A 17,934-nucleotide genomic window follows, 5' to 3' on the forward strand; every position below is an offset into this window, starting at 1 on the left:
AAGAAATCCCCACCACCCCACAAAGCAGGGCGGCACGGGGCGACCCGGCCAAACAATGACCGAGCCGATAAAGGCACTGGCTTTTAACACGCTGTTGAGTTCTCAAGAAACGGACACCCACCGCGCCGGATCCGCTTTCGCGTTTCCCGCTCCGGGGCGACTCGACTTACTTTATCAGATCCGCCCGGACTGTCAATTCCGGGCTTTTCCGATACGCCATTCCGGTTCCGCTTGCGCGGTCCCTTTCCGGCGATGGTGCTATTTCATCAGATCCGGCCCGATTGTCAAAATCGAGCTTTTCCGACCCACCACGGCACGGCAGGCACGGCGAAACCGTGTCGGCTGGTACGCAGGTGATTTCCCCGTGCTTCGGCCGGCCGCCATGCGGGCGTCCTGCATCCGTGAGGGGACGAGGGGTTAACTTACGCGGCCTGAGCCCCCTCGTCAAATCGGCGCCCCGGCAGGACGGTCCCCTGCCAGGTTGCGGCGTATTGGGGGAACCCGGCGTGGCCTGTCACCATCTACGTAAGTAGATCACCCAGCCCAAGCAGGAGAGGTACCGACATGGCCTACCCACCCGCACCCCCGCCGCCCCCCACCTCCGGGGCCGGCTCCCCGCCCCCGAACCACCTCCCGTGGGCGATCGCGACCACGATCCTCTGCTGCCTGCCCGCGGGCGTCGTGTCCATCGTGTACGCCGCCCAGGTCAACTCCAAGTGGCAGGCCGGCGACCAGGCCGGTGCGCTGAAGTCGTCCAACAACGCCAAGACCTGGGCGATCGTGTCCGCGGTCCTCGGCGTGGTCGTCGGCGCCATCTACTTCGTCATCGCCCTGCTGGGGAACAGCAGCTGACGATGACGAACGAGTCCCGGCCCGCCCCGCTCTCGCGGGGCGGGCTGGTCCCCGAGGTACCGGACGGTGCCGGACAGCCGCTCGCCGTCCGGTTGCTGCGGCCGGGCGGGGTGCTGATCCTCAGCGTCACGGCCGTCCTGTACGTCGCAGCCGTCGATCCCAATGAGGCGGGGCACTACCCGACCTGCCCGTTCCTCGCGCTCACCGGGTTCCAGTGCCCGGGCTGCGGATCGATGCGCACCGTCCACGCGCTCGCCCACGGTCATCTCCACGAGGCTTTCAGCCTGAACGTGCTGACCGTCGCGATGCTCCCCGTCCTGGCGTTCTTCTGGCTCCGCTGGGCCAGAGCCCGCGCCCTGGATCGTCCGGTGAGGACGAAGGTGGCGCACCCCGCGCTGATCTGGGTCCTGTTCGGCGCCATCCTTCTCTTCTGGCTGATCAGGAACCTGCCGGTCGGATCGGCTCTGGCCGCCTGACCACGAACGGCCAACGGCCGGGCGATCCGCGACCGGGACCGCCCCGCACGACCTGAGTCGCCTCCTCGCCCATGCCGGGCGCCGGACGAGCTCGGCGAAATTCGTTCGCGCAGGTCCACTCCCTCCTACCAGACTCCGTATGTGAGCGAAATAGCCTTGACTCCTTTGGACGAGCCCGCACTGGCGCGGCTGCTCGATGCGGCCGTGGCCGGCGCGGACCCTCTGGAAGTGATGCCGCCGGTCGGCGGCCCGCCCGGCTGGACCCCTGAGCGCCGGGCGGCGTTCCTGGAGTTCCACCGCGCGAGGTGCCTGAATTCGGCGACGGCGGTGGAGCGTACGTGGGTGGTCGACGTCGACGGCGAAGCGGCCGGGGCGGCACGCTTGCAGCCTGATGGGGACGCGGTGGAGGCGGGGATCTGGTTGAGCCGCTCTTCCCGGGGCCGTGGGATCGGCGCGAGGGTGACGGCTCTGCTGCTGGCCGAGGCCCGGTCGAGCGGAGCGGCGAGGCTCCTCGCCTCGACGACGGCGGGCAACCGCGGCGCCCGCGGGTTGCTGGAGGGCGCGGGCGCCACGCTCATCGTCGAGGGGGACGAGGTGACCGTGGAGCTTCCGCTGAGCTGAGGCCCCGAGTCGTCAAGGAGCGTCGCTGCCTCTGGGCGGCGTCCGGTGCTGCACGAAGTCTCCTCTGGGCGGCGTCCGGTGCTGCACGAAGTCTCCTCTGGGCGGGCACGTCAACCGGCGTGCCCGCCGCAGCTCTCCCGGATCGCCGCGCGTCCTCCACTGCCCACGTCGCGGTCGCCACCGCACGCTGAGCGCCGGCGTCGCGCCGCTCGGCGGGCTCCTCCCCGCGGGAGGTGATCCATCATGGCGGTGTCCGGTGCTTCACGATGCCATCGCCGGGGCGGCACACGAACCTGACGGCCCGGCAGGCGCGCGTCCTCACGGCGCACGGGGCTTGTGGCACGGCGACCGAATGGCGTGGTCTTCCATGGCACTTGAGCAGTCGGCGGGCCTGGAGGAGTTCTCTGGCTCTCAGTGCGTGGTGGGACGCGGGACTAATGCCCAGACAGCGGTCAGGCGGTTATGACCAGGGCTTTCCCGCAGGGCATAGCCGAAGGGTGCGGCCCAAACGACGCTCGGTGACGAGTGACTCCATGTAGCGCCATGTACGCAAGAAGTGATCCGCGCGCAGAGTGGTGCCACCCCAGTGAAAAGGAGTGATCACCATGAAAGCGTTCTCCTCCCGGATCGCCGCCGTCGCGGCGGCCGGCACCCTGGCCGTCACCGCTCTGGTCGGCGTCTCGGCGCCGGCGCAGGCCGACGCGGCGGCCTGCACGGCCTATCTCGCGGCACAGAACCAGTCCTCCGCCGCGCGGACCCAGGTCTGCCAGGTGACCGAGACGCTGGCCAAGTCGGTCCCGCCCGCGCTCGCCAAGGCGGTGTGCCAGTTCGTGATGGCGCTGACCGGGCTGCCGGCGGCGACCGCGACGGAGGCGTGCACACGGGCCGTCGCCGCGGCGACGCCCACGCGGACGCATTGATCGCCGAACTCTCCCGGTGGCGTTCGCGGTGCGTGAGATGGCCCCTGCCCCTGGCAGGGGCACCGTCCTAGAGGGCCACCGGGCCGGCGGCGTGCGTCAGGCCGGGTCGGTGAAGGCGGGCGGGCGCTTGTCGAAATAGGCGCGGACGGCCTCGACCTGGTTCGGGCTTCCGCGCAGGGCATCGAGCGTCCGGGACTCCTCCAGGAACTGGCCGGCCAGGTCGGTGTCGGCGGCGCGGTTGAGGAGGCGCTTGGCTCCGCGGACCGCGCCGGGGCTGTTGCCGGCGATCTCGCGGGCGAGTTCCGTCGCGGCGGCGTGCGGGTCGTCGGCGGTGCGGGTGGCCAGGCCGAGGCGGACGGCGTCCGCGCCGGAGAGCGTGCGGCCGGTGAAGGTGAGCTCCTTCGCGACGTCCTCGCCGACGAGGCGGATCAGCGCGGCGGTGCCGGTCATGTCGGGCGCCAGGCCCCAGCGGATCTCCAGGTCCGACAGGCGGGCGTCCGGGGCGACGATCCGGATGTCGGCGCCGAGCGCGATCTGCAGGCCGCCACCGAGGGTGTGGCCGTGGACGGCGGCGACGACGGGCTGCGGCAGCTCCCGCCACACGTGCACGGCCTGCTGCCCGAGGTTGGTGATGCGGCCCGGCTCGCGCGCGGTGATGTCGCCTGCGCGCCGCCCGGCGCCGTCGCCGGCCATGGCGGCGAAGTTCGCGAAGTCCAGGCCGGCGCAGAACGCGCGGCCTTCCCCCGACAGGACCACGGCCCGCACGGACGCGTCCGCGGCGAGGGCGAGGGTCAGGTCACGGGGACGATCAGCGCCCCGGTGAGCCGGCCGTCGTGGATGTCCAGGAGGCCGAGGGTGCCGTGGGGCTGGCGGCGCCGGTCGGTCGGCGACCCCGGGTTGAAGATGCGGACGCCGTCGCCCGTCTCGTCGAGCGGGATGTGCGAGTGGCCGAACACGACGAGGTCGGCGCCGGGGAACCATCGCCGCATCCGGGCGGTGCGGCCCTTGGCCTGGCCGCTGTCGTGGACCATCGCCACGGCGAGGCCGTCCAGGTCGAGTTCGAGGCGTTCGGGCGCGCCCCATTCGGCGACGTCCGGCCCGTCGTTGTTGCCGAGGACCGCGTGGACGGGCGCGTACGCGGCCATCTCGTCCAGAACGGAAGCGACGCACACGTCGCCGGCGTGCAGGATCACGTCGGCGCCCCGCAGGTGCTCGGCCACCCGCGGCGGGCACGACTTCCAGCGCCGGGGCGCGTGGGTGTCGGAGATGGCCACCGCTCTCATGCCTCCCATCCTCCCCCAGGGAGCAGAATGGATCGGGTGCGGATCGACATCGGCGGTGTGCGCCTCTACTTCGACGTCGAGGGCGCCGGCCTGGTGCCGGACGGGACGGCGATGGCCGAGCGTCCCGTGATCGTGGCGCTGCACGGCGGGCCGGGCGCCGACCACTCCATGTTCAAGCCGGTGCTGGGACGCGCCACCGAGTTCGCGCAGGTCGTCTACCTGGACCAGCGCGGCAGCGGCCGGTCGGACGTGAGCGGTCCCGCGCTGTGGACGTGGGAGCGCTGGGCCGACGACGTGGTCGACTTCTGCGACGCGCTGGAGATCGACGCCCCGGTCGTCCTCGGGACGTCGAGCGGCGGGTGGGTCGCGCTGACGATCGCCCATCGCCACCCGGAGCGCGTCGCCGCGGTCGTGCTCGACAGCGTGATGCCCGGTCCCGCCGGGGAGCGGCTTGAGGTCTTCGAGCGGCTCGGCGGGGCCGAGGCCCGCGACATCGCGCGCCGCTACTGGGACGGCGAGGACGTCCAGGACGAGTGGGAGCGCGTCTGCCTGCCCCTGTACTCGCGGCGCCCGGGCGGCGACCCGGAGGCGAGGGACAGGCTCGCGCGCATCCGCTGGAACCGCGACGTCATCGAGCATTTCCGGCGTTCGCTCGCCGCCGCGTTCGACCCGTGGCCGCATCTGGATCGGATCGTCCGGCCCGTTCTGGTCCTCAACGGCGAGGACGACCCCGTCGCGACGGTCTCGGCCGCGCGGGGCCTCGTCGAGGCGCTGCCGGAGGGCGCGTCCGAGTTGCACGTGCTCCCCGGTGCGGGCCACGGCGTGTTCAGGGAGGATCCCGAACGCGCGGTCGCCCTGCTCCGCGAGTTCGTCGCGCGGACGGCCGCGGGGAAAGGTGAGTGATTTTGCCACGGCGGGTTCCGGACACGTGTGGGAAACAACTGTAAACACGCAGTCATTACCCAGGGCTGAACTGCGGAGTTACGCTCGAATTCCTCGCGATCGTCCAGAAGGATTCGGCCGTACGCCCCCGGTCGTTCTTCCCGACACGGCGACCCAGCACCGCGAGGGCACAGTGAGGGCGGCCGGGCCCGAGGAGGATGACACTCCCTTGCACCGGCCCCGGGCCCGGCCGCCTCTCCGCACGCCGCGCGGGGGCTACGAGGTCAGGTAGAGCTTGCGGTCGAACACCCCGGAGCCCGGCGTGCTCTCACCGCGGGCGGTGGCGGAGCCGCTGCCGGTGCCGTTGGACGGGCACAGGCCGCTGCTTCCCGACTGCCGGACCAGCGTGATGTCGTCGGACCTGCCCTGCGCGTCGTCCTGCCCCGGCAGCGGGCGGTTCGGGTTGTCGCGGTTGTAGACGTCGAAGCGCAGTCCGTCGGTGCCTCCCGTCCGGAAGCCGTAGTAGCAGGTGACGGTGAAGCCGAGGATCTTGCCCTCCATCTTGAAGCGCAGGCCGCCGCTGATGGACAGGACGCCGTCCCGGCCGCCGGGGACCGGGGCGTAGGCGACGCTCCCGCTCCGGTCGGGCATCTGGCCGAGGTCGAGGTCGGTGGGCGGGGAGCTGAGGCCGTTGGAGGTCCGGCACGCGCCGATCGACGCGGCGGTCAGCTCGCCCGCGCCGGTGGACTGCACGGTGCCCTGCAGTTCGGCGCCGTCGCAGGAGCCGGTCACCTTCGCACCCAGGTAGTCGACGGAGAACGTGAGCGCCCCGACGGTGGCGACCTGCCAGTTGCCGGAGTAGGGCGCTCCGGTGGCGGTCTCCTGGCGGATCGTGGTGGTGGCGGCGGACGCCGCGGGCGCCGTCAGGGCGAGCGCGGCGGTTGCGGCCGCCAGGGGCGCGGCCAGTCTGATGGGAGCCTTCACGGGGTTTCCTCCTCGGGGAGAGGGATTTGATTTTTTCTACCCGAGTGGCCGTGGAAAGCAAGGCCCTTTCAAACGCTTATTCATAGTCTAGAGAATTTTGCTAAACCAGAGCGGCCGAACACTAAGCTGACCGTGAAATAGACGGCGGAGTCAATCACTTTGTGCGCGGAAACAGGGGATGGCGCGCGGCCGGGACGGGAGGTTCGGACGGAACCCGGCCGCGCGCCTGGCCTGTCAGTGGAACACGGGCTTCATCGCGTACACGCGGTTCGGCTTGTTGTAGCCGAAGAAGACGCGGGTGCCGCGGCCGGCGGGCGCGACCGCCAGCCCCTCGCTCTCCCCGGTCAGCGGGATGTCGATCGCTTCGAGGATCGTCCCGGCCCGGTCCAGCACGGTGATGGTGTCGTTGGTGTAGTAGAGGACCTTGTCGCCGGCCATCTCCAGGCCCTGCGGGACGCCCTGGTAGCCGAGGTCGAAGGTCGAGCGGACGGTGCCGTCGAGGTCGGTGAACGCGAACACGAAGGGGCCCTGGTCGCCCGGTCCGGCGTGCACGAGCAGCCCGTCGCGCCGGTTGTCGACCGCGACGAGGCCGGAGTTGCCGAGGGAGCCGAAGTCGATGGTGCGCACGACCTCCGGCTCGCCGCTCCAGTCCACGACGTTGACCTTGGTCGGGTTGGTGCCGCCGCCGGTGGCGACGTAGAGGAGCCCGTCACGGTCGCGGACGCTGATCTCGGCGGCGTGCCCCACGGCGAGCGGCGCGCTCTCCTTGAGGGTGGCGCCCTCGCGGTCGTACTCGCGGATGACGCCGTGGCCGCCGCCCACGTCGAAGCCGACGTAGAAGCTGCCGCGGCGGTAGGCGAGGCCCTGCATGTTGTCGGAGTGGGGGACGTCGAACAGCAGGTCGAAGGTGTAGGAGCGTTCGGCGGCCGCGGCGGGGCGGGCTCCGGCGAGGGCTGCGGCTCCGGCGAGCGTGGCGGCGCCCGCGAAGCCGAGGACTCTGCGGCGGGTGAGAGCGACCTCGCCGGGTCCGGGTCCGTGCATCGTGCCTCCTTGTGACGGGGGTGACGGGGAGGAAGGTCAGGGGCGGGCCGGGCGGCGGGCCTCCAACACCTCGGGGTTGGCGCAGTGCAGGAGGGCCTCGCCGCGCAGGTGGCGGCCGACGTCGGCGGCGAGGATGCGGGCCGCGTTGGCGGCGGTCTGCTTGCTGGCGCCGGCCAGGTGGGGCGTGACGATGATGTTCGGGGTGGTCAGCAGTCGCGACCCGGCCGGGATCGGCTCCTCGGGGAAGACGTCGAACGCGGCGGCGAACAGGTGGCCGGACTCGGCGGCGTCGCAGACGGCCTCGTAGTCCAGTAGCGACCCGCGCGCGCAGTTGACGATGATGGAGCCGGGCGGCATCGCGGCGATCCGCCCGGCGTCGATCATCCCGGTGGTCTGCGGCGTCGCGCGGGCGTGCAGGGAGACGATCTGCGCCTGCGCCAGCAGCTCGTCGAGCGGGACGAGTTCGGCGATGCCGGCCAGGTCGCCGAGGTCGTCCAGGTACGGGTCGTGGACGAGCACGCGGGCGCCGAGCGCGGCGAGCATCTTGGCGACGCGGCGGCCGACTGCGCCGCAGCCGACCAGCCCGGCGGTGCTGCCGTTGATCTCGATGCCGACGTCGTCGTAGCGGTAGTAGTCGCCGCGCCACTGCCCCGCCATCAGGTCGACGTGCGTCTGCGGGATGCGCCGTACCGCCGCCAGGATCAGCCCGAGGGTGTGCTCGGCGGTGGCGCCGGCGTTGCGTCCGGGCGCGAAGCAGACGGCCACGCCGTGCTCGGTCGCCGCCTCCAGGTTGGCGTTGACGGGCCCGCCGCGGCTGATCCCGAACAGCCGCAGGTCCGGCGAGGCCTCCAGGATCCGCCGGGTCAGCGGGGCCATCTGGGTGACGCAGACCTCGGCGCCGCGCAGCGCCTCGATGAGCTGCTCCTCGGTCCCGGACGCCTCGTCCACCTCGGCGACGCGCCCGAACGGCTCCACCGGCCACGGCAGGGTGACCTCCGAGAACGCCAGGTCGCCGGGCGCCTCGGCGCGCAGGGCGCCGATGAGCAGCTCGTTGCGGACGAAAAGGTCACCGGCCGCGAGCACGCGGGTAGTCATTCAACGCTCCAGTGGGGTGTTGAACTCCAGGAGAGCGGCATCGCCGTCCCGGAGCCGGATCTCGGTCAGTGCGCAGTTGCCCAGCGACGGGAACCGCCGCCGGTAGTCCTTGAGCGGAATCCCCAGCAGCCGGCACAGCGCGAGCCGGATCGCCGTGGAGTGCGCGACGACCAGGACGCGGCCGCCCTCGTGCAGGCGGGCGATGTCGTCCAGGCACGCGGTGAAGCGCCGGGCGGCGGCGGCCGGGTCCTCGCCGCCGGGCAGGTGGGAGGCGGCAGGGTCGGCCAGGAACGCGCGCAGCTCCGCGGGGAACTTGCGTTCCATCTCCGCGCGGGTGAGGCCCTCACCGTGCCCGAAGTCCAGCTCCCGGAGCCGCTCGTCGACGTGCAGCCGCGCGCCGATCGCCGCGGCGGACGGCGCCGCGGTCAGCCGGGACCGCGACAGGTCCGAGCACCACACCGCGTCGGGCCGGGCCGTGCCCGCCCACGCGGCCAGCGCGCGGGCCTGGTCCAGGCCGCGCGGGGTGAGCGCGACGTCGCTGATCCCCGCGTAGCGGTTCTCGGCGTGCCATTCGGTCTCCCCGTGGCGGACGAGGATGAGGCGCGTCATCGGGATGTCCTCTCGCGTGCGTGCGCGGCGGTCTCGGCGGGCAGCCACCCGCGCCGTTCCAGCTCGCCGACGAGGCGCAGGTAGGGCGCGTCGAACACGGCGGTCTTCTCCGGCCGCGGGTCGATCACCGCCTTGACGGCGACCATCCGCCCGGCGGTCTCGGCGACGTCGCGGCCCGGCGCGGCGGCGAGGACGGCGGCGCCGAGCGCGGGCTCGGCCTGCCGGGGCAGCACGACGGGGCGGCCGAGGATGTCGGCGCGCAGCTGGCACCAGTACCGGCTGCGCGCGGCCCCGCCGGTCAGCGTGAGGTCACCGCCGGTGGGCGCGCCGAGCAGGTCGAGGTGGTCGAAGCAGAGCCGCTCCAGGTAGCCGACGCCCTGCAGGACGGCGGCGAAGTCGTCGGCCTCGTCGCTCGTCCCGTCCAGCCGGAACCCGCGGGCGTCGGGCGCGAGGAATGGGAACCGCTCCCCCGCCGGGACGAGCGGGTAGGCCAGCGCCGCCGCCGGTTCGTGCCGGGCGGCGCGGCGGTCCAGGTCGGCGAGGTCGCGGCCGGGGAAGTCGCGGGAGATCGCGCCGGCGCCGGTGCTGGACGCGCCGCCGGGCAGCCACCGCCCGTCCGGGGCCTTGTGGGAGTAGACGACGCCGAACGGGTCCTGGACGAGGTCGTCGCTGACGCCCTTGAGGACGAGGGTCGTCCCGAGGACGGAGTTCCACGACCCGACGGTGAGGCGTCCCGTCCCGAGCTGGGCGGCGCAGCCGTCGGTGGCGCCCGCGACGACCGGGGTCCCCTCGGGGAGGCCGGTCGCTTCGGCGGCCGCCGCGCAGACCGCGCCGAGCGGTGTGCCGGACCGTTCCAGGGGCGGGAGCAGATCGGCGGGGACGCCCAGCGCGTCGAGGACGTCCGCGGGCCAGGCCTCGGCGATGAGGTCCGCCCCGGTCTTGAGCGCGTTGCTGAGGTCCGCGGCAACCGGGTGCCCGGTCAGCCGCCGGTTGACGAAGTCGGACTGGTGGGCGAGGCGGGCGCCCCCGTGCGGGTGGTGCTCCAGGAGCCACAGCAGTTTCGGCAGGGCCCAGGCGGGCTGCATGCGCTGGTAGCCGAGGGTGCGCCACACCTCGCCGCCGGCCTCGTTGACCCGCTGGACGTGGCCGGCCGCGCGGGTGTCGTCGTACATGAGCGCCGGGGTCAGCGGCCGCCCGCCGTCGTCGGTGAGCAGGATCGTCCCGGACGTGGCGTCGACGGCGACGGCCTGCACGGCCTGCGCCGGGACGTCGCGCAGCGCCTCCCGGCAGGCGGCCCCCACCGCCGTCCACCAGTCCTCGGGGTCCTGCTCGTGGCGGGGGCCGTCCCGCCGGCCGGTCAGCGCCCGGCTGCCGGCCCCGGCGACGTCCCCCGACGCGGTGACGGCGAGCGCGCGCACGCTCTGCGTCCCCAGGTCGACTCCGACCCACACCGCCTCGTTCTGCTCGGTCACCGGGCGCCGCCGTCCAGCCCGGTGCGGGCGCGGGCCGCGGCGAGGGTCGGCCAGGCGGGCGCCGTGGCGGAGCGGATCGTCAAGAAGTCCTCATAGGTCTCGGAGTAGCGGGCGGCCCGGTCCGGGTCGGGCGCGTAGGTGTCGCCAGGACGGACATGGGCGTCGGCGGCCGCGCGTGCGCCGGCGGCCCGCCCGGTGGCCAGGAGGCCGACGAGGAACGCGCCGCGCGCCCCGGCCTCGCTGTCGGCGGACCGGACGACCGGGACGCCCGTGACGTCGGCCAGCATGCCCAGCCAGACGGGGCTGGCCGAGCCGCCGCCGCTGACGCGCAGTTCGGTCGGACGGGTCTCGGCCGCCGCCAGGCAGTCGCGGACGACCAGGCTCAGCCCTTCCAGGACGGCGCGGGCGAGGTGCTCGCGCTCGTGGTGGACGGTGAGGCCGTGGAACGCGCCGCGCGCCTGCGGGTCCAGGAACGGCGCGCGTTCCCCGGCGGGAGACAGGTACGGCAGGAACACCAGACCGTCGGCGCCCGGCGCCGCTCGCGCCGCCAGCTCGGCGAGCGCCGCGGGCGCGGCGAGGCCGAGGACGCGGCACGCCCAGTCGACGACCTGGCCGCCCGCGAGCGTCGGGAAGGCCCGCAGGTAGCGGCCCGGCAGACCCATCGCGACCGTGAGGCCGGACGGGTCGCCGTCCAGGCGGGGGCCGTCCACGACCGTCTCCGTGCACAGCGTCGTGCCGAGGATCGTGCAGGCCTGGCCGGTGTCGACCGCGCCGACGCCGATCGCGGTGGACGCGATGTCGTAGGGGGCGAGGACGACGGGCAGGCCCTCCGGCAGCCCCAGCTCGGCCGCCGCGTCCCGGGTCAGGGGGGCGGCGCGCCGGTCGTCGCCGCGCAGGTCGGGCAGGAGCCGCCGCGCCCACTCCATGTCGTAGGCGCGCAGCAGGTCGTCCGAGAAGCGGAGCGCGGCGATGTCCAGGAACGGCGCGGACGCGTCCGAGCCGTCCACCGCGAGCTGCCCGGTGAGGCGGGAGAAGATCCAGCCGCCGCAGGTGAGGGACGCCGCCGACCGGGCGAGCCGGTCGGGGTCGTGCTCGCGCAGCCAGGTGAGGATCGCGTTCGGCAGGCCCGCGAAGTGCAGCGACCCGTTGACGCGGAACGCCCGCTCCAGCACGCCGGAGGCCGCCCAGCGCTCGACGGCCGGGGCGGCGCGGCCGTCGTTCCACAGGATCGCCGGGCCGGTGGGGGCGCCGTCGCCGTCCACCAGCCAGCAGCCGTCGCCCTGCGCGGTGAGCGCGAGGAAGTCGACGTCGCCGCCGACCTGGGCGAGCACCTCCCGGACGGCGTCGGCGACGGCCCGCCACACCGCGCCCATGTCCTGCTCGGCGTGCCCCGGCGCGGGCCTGGTGACCTCGGTGGGCCGCCGGGCGACGGCCAGTTCGGCGCCGTCCCCGGCGTAGCCCACCGCTTTGATCATCGTGGTGCCCGCGTCGACGCAGACGACCGTCATCGGCTCCCCCGTCCGTTGCGTAGTGGTCCCATCCAACCCGCGCCGGTCAGGCGCGGCCGTGCGAGGCGCGCGAGCGGCGGGCGACCGAGTCCAGCGCCACGGCGAGCAGCAGCACGGCGCCGGTGACCATGAAGCGGTAGGACGAGTCGAGGTTCAGCAGCGTCAGCCCGCTGGAGATCGACTGGATGACCAGGATGCCGAGCAGCGCCGCGAACGCGTTGCCGCGCCCGCCGAACAGGCTCGTCCCGCCGATGACGGCGGCCGCGATCGCGTTCAGGTTGACGTCGCCGCCGCCGCTGCTCTGGTTGGACGCCGCGAGGCGCGCCGCGGCGAGGATGCCGCCGATCGCGGCGAGCGTGGTGCACATGACGAAAGCCGAGGCGTAGACGGTCTTGACGTTGATGCCCGCCCGCCGTGCCGCCTCGACGTTGCCGCCGACCGCGTACACGGACTTGCCGTACTTCGTCCGGGACAGGACGTAGTGCGTCATCAGCACGAGCGCCAGGAACAGGACGAACATCCAGCCGACGCCGCGGTCCCGGTTCAGGTACCAGACCGCCACGACGAGGCCGGCCAGCAGGGCGGCGCTGCGCAGGACGAGCGTGCGCTCCGTCGTCGCGGGCAGGCCCGCCCTGCGGCGCTGGACCGCCCGGTTGTGGCCCGTCAGGTACAGCCCGGCGGCGCCCGCGACGGCCAGCGCGTACGCCAGCCAGGGCGGGAGGAAGTCGAGCTGGGCGAACGTCACCAGCCGCGAGTCGAACGGCAGGTTGATCGAGCCCTTGGGCCCGAGGACCCACAGCTGCACGCCGAGCCAGCCGAGCAGCCCGGCCAGGGTGATCACGAAGCTGGGCACGCCAAGCCGGTTGAACACCTTGGAGTAGAACCAGCCGAGCGCGACGGCCAGCGCCACCGCCGCGACGATGGCCAGCCAGGACGGCCAGCCGTGGTCGACGAACAGCACCGCGACCACGGCGGCGCTGAGCCCGCTGACCGATCCCACCGACAGGTCGATCTGCCCGACCAGCAGCATGAACACCACGCCGAGCGCGATCACGCCGACCGGCACGCACTCCAGGGCCAGGTTGACCAGGTTCGCGCTGGACAGGAAGACCGGGTTGAGGATCTGCATCACGGTCCAGATCACGATCAGCCCGCCGACCACCGGCGCGACGCCGAGGTCGCCGCCGCGGACCCGGTCGGCGGCCGCCGCCAGCGCGGCGCGCACGCCCCGGTCCCCGGGCTCGCCCGGCAGACCGGTCGTGGTCTCCGGGGGCGCCATGAGGTCACTCATCGCCCGCTCCCTTCCTCATCCCGCCCGGTGCGACCCGCTCGGGCCGGTCACCGTCCGGCTCGTCCGCGCCGCCGGGTGCGTCCTCCGCCTGCGCGGTCCCGCTCGTCTCGTCCCCCTCCGCGGGGGCGTCCTCCGCTTCGGGACGGAGCTTGCCGGCGCGGCGGCTCACCACGTTGTCGGTCGCGCCGGTGATGGCGGCGACCAGTTCCTCGGCGGAGGTCGTCCGCGCGTCGAACACGCCGTTGTTGCGGCCGAGGCGCAGCACCGCGACGGTGTCGGCGACGGCCTGCACGTCGGCCATGTTGTGGCTGATCATCAGGACGCCGTGGCCGCGCTCGCGGAGCCGCTCGATCAGGTTGAGCACCTCGGCGGTCTGCGCCACGCCGAGCGCGGCGGTCGGCTCGTCCAGGATGATGACCTTCGGGTCGCCGAGCAGCGACCGGGCGATCGCCACGGTCTGCCGCTGGCCGCCCGACAGCGCCGCGACCGGGACCCCCACCGAGGGGATCTTCGCCGAGAGCTGGGTGAGCAGCTCGCGGGAGCGGACCTCCATCGCGACGTCGTCCAGGCGCAGCGCCCGCATCTCGCGGCCGAGGAACAGGTTCTCGATCACGTTGAGGTTCTCGCAGAGGGCGAGGTCCTGGAAGACGGTCGCGATGCCGAGCTGCTGCGCCGCGGCCGGGGTGGGGATGCTCACCTCCCGCGACTCGAAGGTGATGGTCCCCGCGTCCGGGGCGTGCACGCCGGACAGGACCTTCACCAGGGTGGACTTGCCGGCGCCGTTGTCGCCGACGAGGGCGACGACCTCGCCGGCGGCGACGTCCAGGTCGACGCCGGTGAGCGCGGCGACCGCGCCGAAGGACTTGCTGACGCCGCGCAGCGACAGCAGCGAGCCCGCCGCGCCGGCGGCCGGGGTGGGCGTTGGTGACATGACGAACCTCGGGAGATCGCTACTTGAGGCCGAGCTTGGCGCAGGCGGCGGCGTACTCCCCGGTGCAGACCTTGTCGGCCTTGAGGGCGCCGTCCGGGCCGAGCAGGACCTTGCCGATGTTGTCCTGGGTGACGACGGTCGGGGTGAACAGCTCCGACGGCGTGTTGAACAGCGTCGTGTTGCCCCTCGGGGTCTCGCCCTGGACGAACTTGTGGGCCGCGATGGCGGCGGCCTCCGCGACGATCTTGATCGGCTTGGAGATCGTGTTGTACTGGTCGCCGGCGATGATCCGCTGCGCGGCGGCGAGCTCGGCGTCGTTGCCGGTCACCGGCGGGACGTCGGTGCCGGCGGCCTTGAAGGCGGCGACGGCGGCGCCGCCGGTGCCGTCGTTCGCGGCGACGACGCCCGCGATCTGGCCGCGGTACTTGCTGATCTGGCCGCTGACCCACTGCTGGGCCTTCGCGGGCTCCCAGCCGGGCGTGTCGTACTCGGCGAGCAGCTTGAAGCCGCTCGGGTCGACGGAGCTGTGGATGCCCTTCTTGATCAGGTTCGCGGCGGCGTCGGTCGGCGAGCCGTTGACCTCCAGGATGCCGCCCTTCGCCTTCTCCTGCTTGAGGTGGTCGACCAGCGACTGGCCGATCATCGCGCCGATCTTCTCGTTGTCGAAGGAGACGTAGTAGTCGGCCTTGGCCGCCGGGATGGGGCGGTCGTAGGCGATCACCTTCACCTGCCGGGACTGCGCCATCCGGACGATCGAGGCCGCGGCGGCCGAGTCGACCGGGTCGATCACGATGGCCTTGACGCCCTGGGCGAGCACCGAGCTGGCCTGCTGCTGCTGCTTGGAGGCGTCGGCGCCGGCGTTCTGGTAGAGCACCGTGCAGCCACCGCACAGCTGCTTCATCTTGGCCTTGAACAGCGGGGCGTCGTACAGCTCGTAGCGGGTCGAGGCGATGTCGGGCATGAGGAACGCGATCTTGGCGTTCTTCGCGTCGCCGCCGCCGGACCCCGCGCTCTTGGAGGAGCACGCCGCGGCGGGGGCGAGCGCGGCGAGGGCCGCGGCGGCCGCTGCGACCGTCCTGAGAGAGGGCTTCTTCACAGAGTTCTCCTCGGGGTACGCCCGTGAAGGGGGCGATGGAGCCGGTGCGGCGTCCGCGCGACCGGGGGTCGGCGGCCACCGCGGGGAGAACGTAACATCAAGAACGTTAGAAGTGTCAATACATCGGCGTTAACTAACACCCACGATCGTGACGATGATCGTTCGGGGAGCCGGAAAGGCCTGGTCACAGCTCAGCATCGATCCCGTGAGCACTCTAGGCGCGCACGGGTCAGGCGATGTTAGTTATAACGTCCGCTCTCACAGGGGTCAGCGGCGCCGGCACACGGCGACGTCGTACTCGACCTTGTGCTTCGCCAGCTCGGCGAGCGCCTCTGGCGCCGCCCCGTCGTCCACGACGACGCGCTCGAAGTCGCTGAGCGGCGCGACCCGGTGCAGCGCGGTGCGGCCCAGCTTCGTGTGATCCACCAGCAGGACGTTGCGGACGGCGCTGCGCAGCATGGCCCGCTTGACGACCACGACCCGCTGCTCCTGGTGGCCGGCGTTGCCCGCCGACACCGCCGAGGTCGACACGAAGCACAGGTCGACCTGCAGGGACTCGATCATCTCGACGCACGAGACGCCCATGAACGAGTTGTGCAGCGGATCGTAGTCGCCGCCGAGGGCGATGAGCCGGATGCCCTGGACCGGGGCCAGCAGGTTCAGACCGTCCAGGAAGTTGGTGACGATCGTCAGCGGGCCGAGGCCCGGGAGCCGCCGGGCGAGGGCGAGCGCCGTGGTCGAGTCGTCGAGCATGATCGCCATGCCGGGCTCGACCAGCTCCACCGCCCGGGCGGCGACCGCCTCCTTCTCCTCGCGCATCGTCTTGGCGCGATAGGCGACGCTGCTCTCGAAGACCCCGGACCGCTGCGCGGTGACCCCGCCGCGGTACTTGCGCACGATCCCCTGGCGCTCCAGCTCGTCCAGGTCGCGGTGGATCGTCATGAGGCTGACCCCGAACCGCTCGGCGAGCTCGGCGGCCGTCCCCGATCCCGCGGCGAGCACCGCCTCGGCGATCGCGTCCTGTCGCTGCGCGGGCCCCCGCCGCTGCCGGTCGCTCATGCCCCGCTCCTCCGTCCGGACGCCAGGCCAGAAGTTAACACCAGGAATGTTAAGAGCTCAACTCACCGGGTCACCGGGCGCCGCCCCCGGTCGTCGGCAGGCCCGCCGCGCGCCACGCCTTGAAGCCGCCCACGACGTCGGTCGCGCGGGTCAGGCCGAGGTCGTGCAGGGACGCGGCGGCGAGGCTGGAGGTGTAGCCCTCCGAGCAGAACACGATCACGCGGAGGTCGTGCCCGGTGGCCTGGGGCAGCCGGGCGCCCGAGGACGGATCGAAGCGCCACTCCAGGACGTTGCGCTCCACGATCAGCGCCTCCGGGATCTCGCCCTCCGCCGCGCGCTGGGCGGCGGGGCGGATGTCGACCAGCACCGCCCCGTCGCTCAGCTCGGCGTGGGCCTGGTCGGGGTGGACGCGCGCGAGCCGGTCGCGCGCGGCGGCGAGGATCTCATCGATGGTGCGTGCCATGGACCAAGCATGGCAGGCGGTTCAGGCCAGCTGCGCCTCGGCCGAGGCCAGCACCTCCTGGATCCGCAGGCCGTGGGCGGCGTCCAGAGCGGGGCTCGTCCCGTTCCGGACGGCGGCGGCGAACTCGGCCACCATCGTGGCGAACGCGTCGTCGCCGAGCTGCGACCAGTCGAGCCGCGCGTGGCCGCCCCGCCCGTACACCTCGACGTGGGCGGGCGGGAGCTCCCCCATGCCCGCCATCGACACCGACGCCTGGCTGATCGCGCCGCCCTCGTGCTCCAGCGTCAGCCCCAGCCAGCCGAGGGGGTCGCCGTGCGCGCACACGGCGGCGACCCGGCCGAGCGCGGCGTCCAGCAGGTCGACGATGTGGGGGCCGAGGTCGAGCAGCGCCCCCTTCTCCAGCCGCCACGGGGTGGCGAAGGGGCCCCCGCTCAGCACGGACGAGACGAACGAGCCGTAGCCGCCGAACGGCTCCAGCCCCCGCGCCAGGTCGAGGAAGTCGCGGGCGGCGCGCGAGTAGCGCAGGGTGAGGACCATCTGCGAGACGACGCCCGCCTCGGCGACGGCGCCCGCGAGGCGGCGGGCCCCGTCCAGGTCCATGGCGAGGGGCTTCTCCAGCAGGACGGCCTTGCCCGCGCGGGCGGCCCGGGCGGCGAGGTCGGCCTGCACGTCCGGCGGGACGGAGAACGCCACGGCCTCGCAGGCGTCGAACAGCTCCTCGATCCGCTCGAACGAGGGCGCGCCGTGCTCGCCGGCCAGCGCGGCGGACGCCTCGGGGCGCCGCGCCCACACTCCCGCGAGCCGGGTGGACGGGCCCGCCGCCAGCGCCGGCGCGTGCACCATTCCCGCCCAGGGACCGGCCCCGACCAGCCCCACCGCCACGGAATCACTCATGGGACAAACCTAGACGATCTACCAACTTCCCGGCGCAGGGTGCGGGCGGGGGCGGTCGTCAGCCGAGCTGGACGCCGAAGAACAGCGCGAGGAGCGCGCCCAGGGCCCCGAGCGCGCCCCAGACGGCGAGCCCGGCCTTGGACGTGGCGCGGGTGTGCAGGAACGCCGCCGCCCCGGAGAGCAGGACGAACACCAGCTTCACCTCCAGGGTGCGCTGGGCTGCGCCTTCCAGGTCGCCCGCGACGATGTTCCAGACGCCGGTGAGGACGAGGACGGCGAACGCGGGCCAGGCGATCGTGTTGAAGCGGCGGGCGGCGGCCCTGGTGACGCCCTCGTGGCCGCGCAGGGCGGGCACGAGCGCGCCGAGGGTGATCTGCCCGCCGACCCAGATCGTCGCGGCGAGCACGTGCAGGAAGATCCGCACGTCGGCGGTGGTGACGGCGAGCACGAGGGGCCT

20 protein-coding genes are annotated in these 17,934 nt (G+C 73.2%); 5 read left to right on the forward strand and 15 right to left on the reverse strand.

Annotation, left to right across the window (positions count from 1 at the left end):
- Window positions 1-564 precede the first annotated feature (564 nt).
- The 4 genes from BJY14_RS01465 (at window position 565) to BJY14_RS01480 (ending at window position 2,869) form a co-directional block, all read left to right on the forward strand.
- The gene (locus BJY14_RS01465) at window positions 565-852 is read left to right on the forward strand and encodes a CD225/dispanin family protein (protein WP_179841907.1); all 288 of its coding nucleotides are present in this window, start codon (window positions 565-567) and stop codon (window positions 850-852) included.
- A gap of 2 nt (window positions 853-854) precedes the next feature.
- The gene (locus tag BJY14_RS01470; protein WP_246395750.1) at window positions 855-1,328 is read left to right on the forward strand and encodes a DUF2752 domain-containing protein; all 474 of its coding nucleotides are present in this window, start codon (window positions 855-857) and stop codon (window positions 1,326-1,328) included.
- A 165-nt stretch (window positions 1,329-1,493) separates the two neighbouring features.
- Window positions 1,494-1,949 carry a GNAT family N-acetyltransferase gene (locus BJY14_RS01475; protein ID WP_218904991.1) on the forward strand — a complete coding sequence of 152 codons (456 nt, stop codon included), beginning with the start codon at window positions 1,494-1,496 and terminating at the stop codon, window positions 1,947-1,949.
- Between the two features lie 605 nt (window positions 1,950-2,554).
- On the forward strand, window positions 2,555-2,869 hold the full coding sequence (locus tag BJY14_RS01480; RefSeq protein ID WP_179841908.1) for a hypothetical protein: 315 nt from the start codon (window positions 2,555-2,557) through the stop codon (window positions 2,867-2,869).
- Window positions 2,870-2,965: 96 nt separating this feature from the next.
- On the opposite strand, the gene BJY14_RS01485 is transcribed toward BJY14_RS01480, so the two are convergent.
- Both BJY14_RS01485 and BJY14_RS01490 read right to left on the reverse strand, forming a co-directional pair.
- On the reverse strand, window positions 2,966-3,664 hold the full coding sequence (locus BJY14_RS01485; protein WP_179849109.1) for a crotonase/enoyl-CoA hydratase family protein: 699 nt from the start codon (window positions 3,662-3,664) through the stop codon (window positions 2,966-2,968).
- Complete coding sequence (locus BJY14_RS01490) at window positions 3,661-4,152, reverse strand: metallophosphoesterase family protein (RefSeq protein ID WP_179841909.1); 492 nt, start codon at window positions 4,150-4,152, stop codon at window positions 3,661-3,663. Before BJY14_RS01490 ends, BJY14_RS01485 begins: the two co-directional genes overlap by 4 nt.
- A 36-nt stretch (window positions 4,153-4,188) precedes the next feature.
- Here BJY14_RS01490 and BJY14_RS01495 point away from each other — a divergent pair, with 36 nt between their 5' ends.
- Window positions 4,189-5,055 carry an alpha/beta fold hydrolase gene (locus BJY14_RS01495; protein ID WP_179841910.1) on the forward strand — a complete coding sequence of 289 codons (867 nt, stop codon included), beginning with the start codon at window positions 4,189-4,191 and terminating at the stop codon, window positions 5,053-5,055.
- Between the two features lie 255 nt (window positions 5,056-5,310).
- On the opposite strand, the gene BJY14_RS01500 is transcribed toward BJY14_RS01495, so the two are convergent.
- The 13 genes from BJY14_RS01500 to BJY14_RS01560 form a co-directional block, all read right to left on the reverse strand.
- On the reverse strand, window positions 5,311-6,018 hold the full coding sequence (locus tag BJY14_RS01500) for a hypothetical protein (RefSeq protein WP_179841911.1): 708 nt from the start codon (window positions 6,016-6,018) through the stop codon (window positions 5,311-5,313).
- Window positions 6,019-6,252: 234 nt separating this feature from the next.
- Window positions 6,253-7,059, reverse strand: a complete 807-nt coding sequence (locus BJY14_RS01505; protein WP_179841912.1) for a hypothetical protein — start codon at window positions 7,057-7,059, stop codon at window positions 6,253-6,255.
- 36 nt (window positions 7,060-7,095) lie between these two features.
- Window positions 7,096-8,154 (reverse strand): 2-hydroxyacid dehydrogenase, encoded by a 1,059-nt coding sequence (locus BJY14_RS01510; RefSeq protein ID WP_179841913.1) that lies wholly within the window; start codon window positions 8,152-8,154, stop codon window positions 7,096-7,098.
- Window positions 8,155-8,763: a histidine phosphatase family protein gene (locus BJY14_RS01515; RefSeq protein ID WP_179841914.1), complete on the reverse strand. Its 609-nt coding sequence runs from the start codon at window positions 8,761-8,763 to the stop codon at window positions 8,155-8,157.
- Window positions 8,760-10,235 (reverse strand): FGGY-family carbohydrate kinase, encoded by a 1,476-nt coding sequence (locus tag BJY14_RS01520; RefSeq protein ID WP_179841915.1) that lies wholly within the window; start codon window positions 10,233-10,235, stop codon window positions 8,760-8,762. Before BJY14_RS01520 ends, BJY14_RS01515 begins: the two co-directional genes overlap by 4 nt.
- The gene (locus BJY14_RS01525) at window positions 10,232-11,743 is read right to left on the reverse strand and encodes an FGGY-family carbohydrate kinase (RefSeq protein ID WP_179841916.1); all 1,512 of its coding nucleotides are present in this window, start codon (window positions 11,741-11,743) and stop codon (window positions 10,232-10,234) included. Before BJY14_RS01525 ends, BJY14_RS01520 begins: the two co-directional genes overlap by 4 nt.
- A gap of 46 nt (window positions 11,744-11,789) precedes the next feature.
- The gene (locus tag BJY14_RS01530) at window positions 11,790-13,034 is read right to left on the reverse strand and encodes a sugar ABC transporter permease (protein ID WP_218904994.1); all 1,245 of its coding nucleotides are present in this window, start codon (window positions 13,032-13,034) and stop codon (window positions 11,790-11,792) included.
- Complete coding sequence (locus BJY14_RS01535; protein WP_179841917.1) at window positions 13,027-13,965, reverse strand: ATP-binding cassette domain-containing protein; 939 nt, start codon at window positions 13,963-13,965, stop codon at window positions 13,027-13,029. Before BJY14_RS01535 ends, BJY14_RS01530 begins: the two co-directional genes overlap by 8 nt.
- Before the next feature lie 19 nt (window positions 13,966-13,984).
- The gene (locus BJY14_RS01540) at window positions 13,985-15,061 is read right to left on the reverse strand and encodes a substrate-binding domain-containing protein (protein ID WP_179841918.1); all 1,077 of its coding nucleotides are present in this window, start codon (window positions 15,059-15,061) and stop codon (window positions 13,985-13,987) included.
- 267 nt (window positions 15,062-15,328) lie between these two features.
- Window positions 15,329-16,120: a DeoR/GlpR family DNA-binding transcription regulator gene (locus BJY14_RS01545; protein WP_179841919.1), complete on the reverse strand. Its 792-nt coding sequence runs from the start codon at window positions 16,118-16,120 to the stop codon at window positions 15,329-15,331.
- 70 nt (window positions 16,121-16,190) lie between these two features.
- On the reverse strand, window positions 16,191-16,583 hold the full coding sequence (locus BJY14_RS01550; RefSeq protein WP_179841920.1) for a rhodanese-like domain-containing protein: 393 nt from the start codon (window positions 16,581-16,583) through the stop codon (window positions 16,191-16,193).
- Between the two features lie 21 nt (window positions 16,584-16,604).
- Window positions 16,605-17,477: a Gfo/Idh/MocA family protein gene (locus tag BJY14_RS01555; protein ID WP_179841921.1), complete on the reverse strand. Its 873-nt coding sequence runs from the start codon at window positions 17,475-17,477 to the stop codon at window positions 16,605-16,607.
- Window positions 17,478-17,535: 58 nt separating this feature from the next.
- A complete protein-coding gene (locus BJY14_RS01560; protein WP_179841922.1) occupies window positions 17,536-17,925 on the reverse strand; it encodes a hypothetical protein in 390 nt (129 codons plus the stop codon).
- Between the last annotated feature and the right edge of the window lie 9 nt (window positions 17,926-17,934).

The sequence above is a fragment of the Actinomadura luteofluorescens genome (genome assembly GCF_013409365.1).
GTDB classification, from domain to species: domain Bacteria; phylum Actinomycetota; class Actinomycetes; order Streptosporangiales; family Streptosporangiaceae; genus Spirillospora; species Spirillospora luteofluorescens.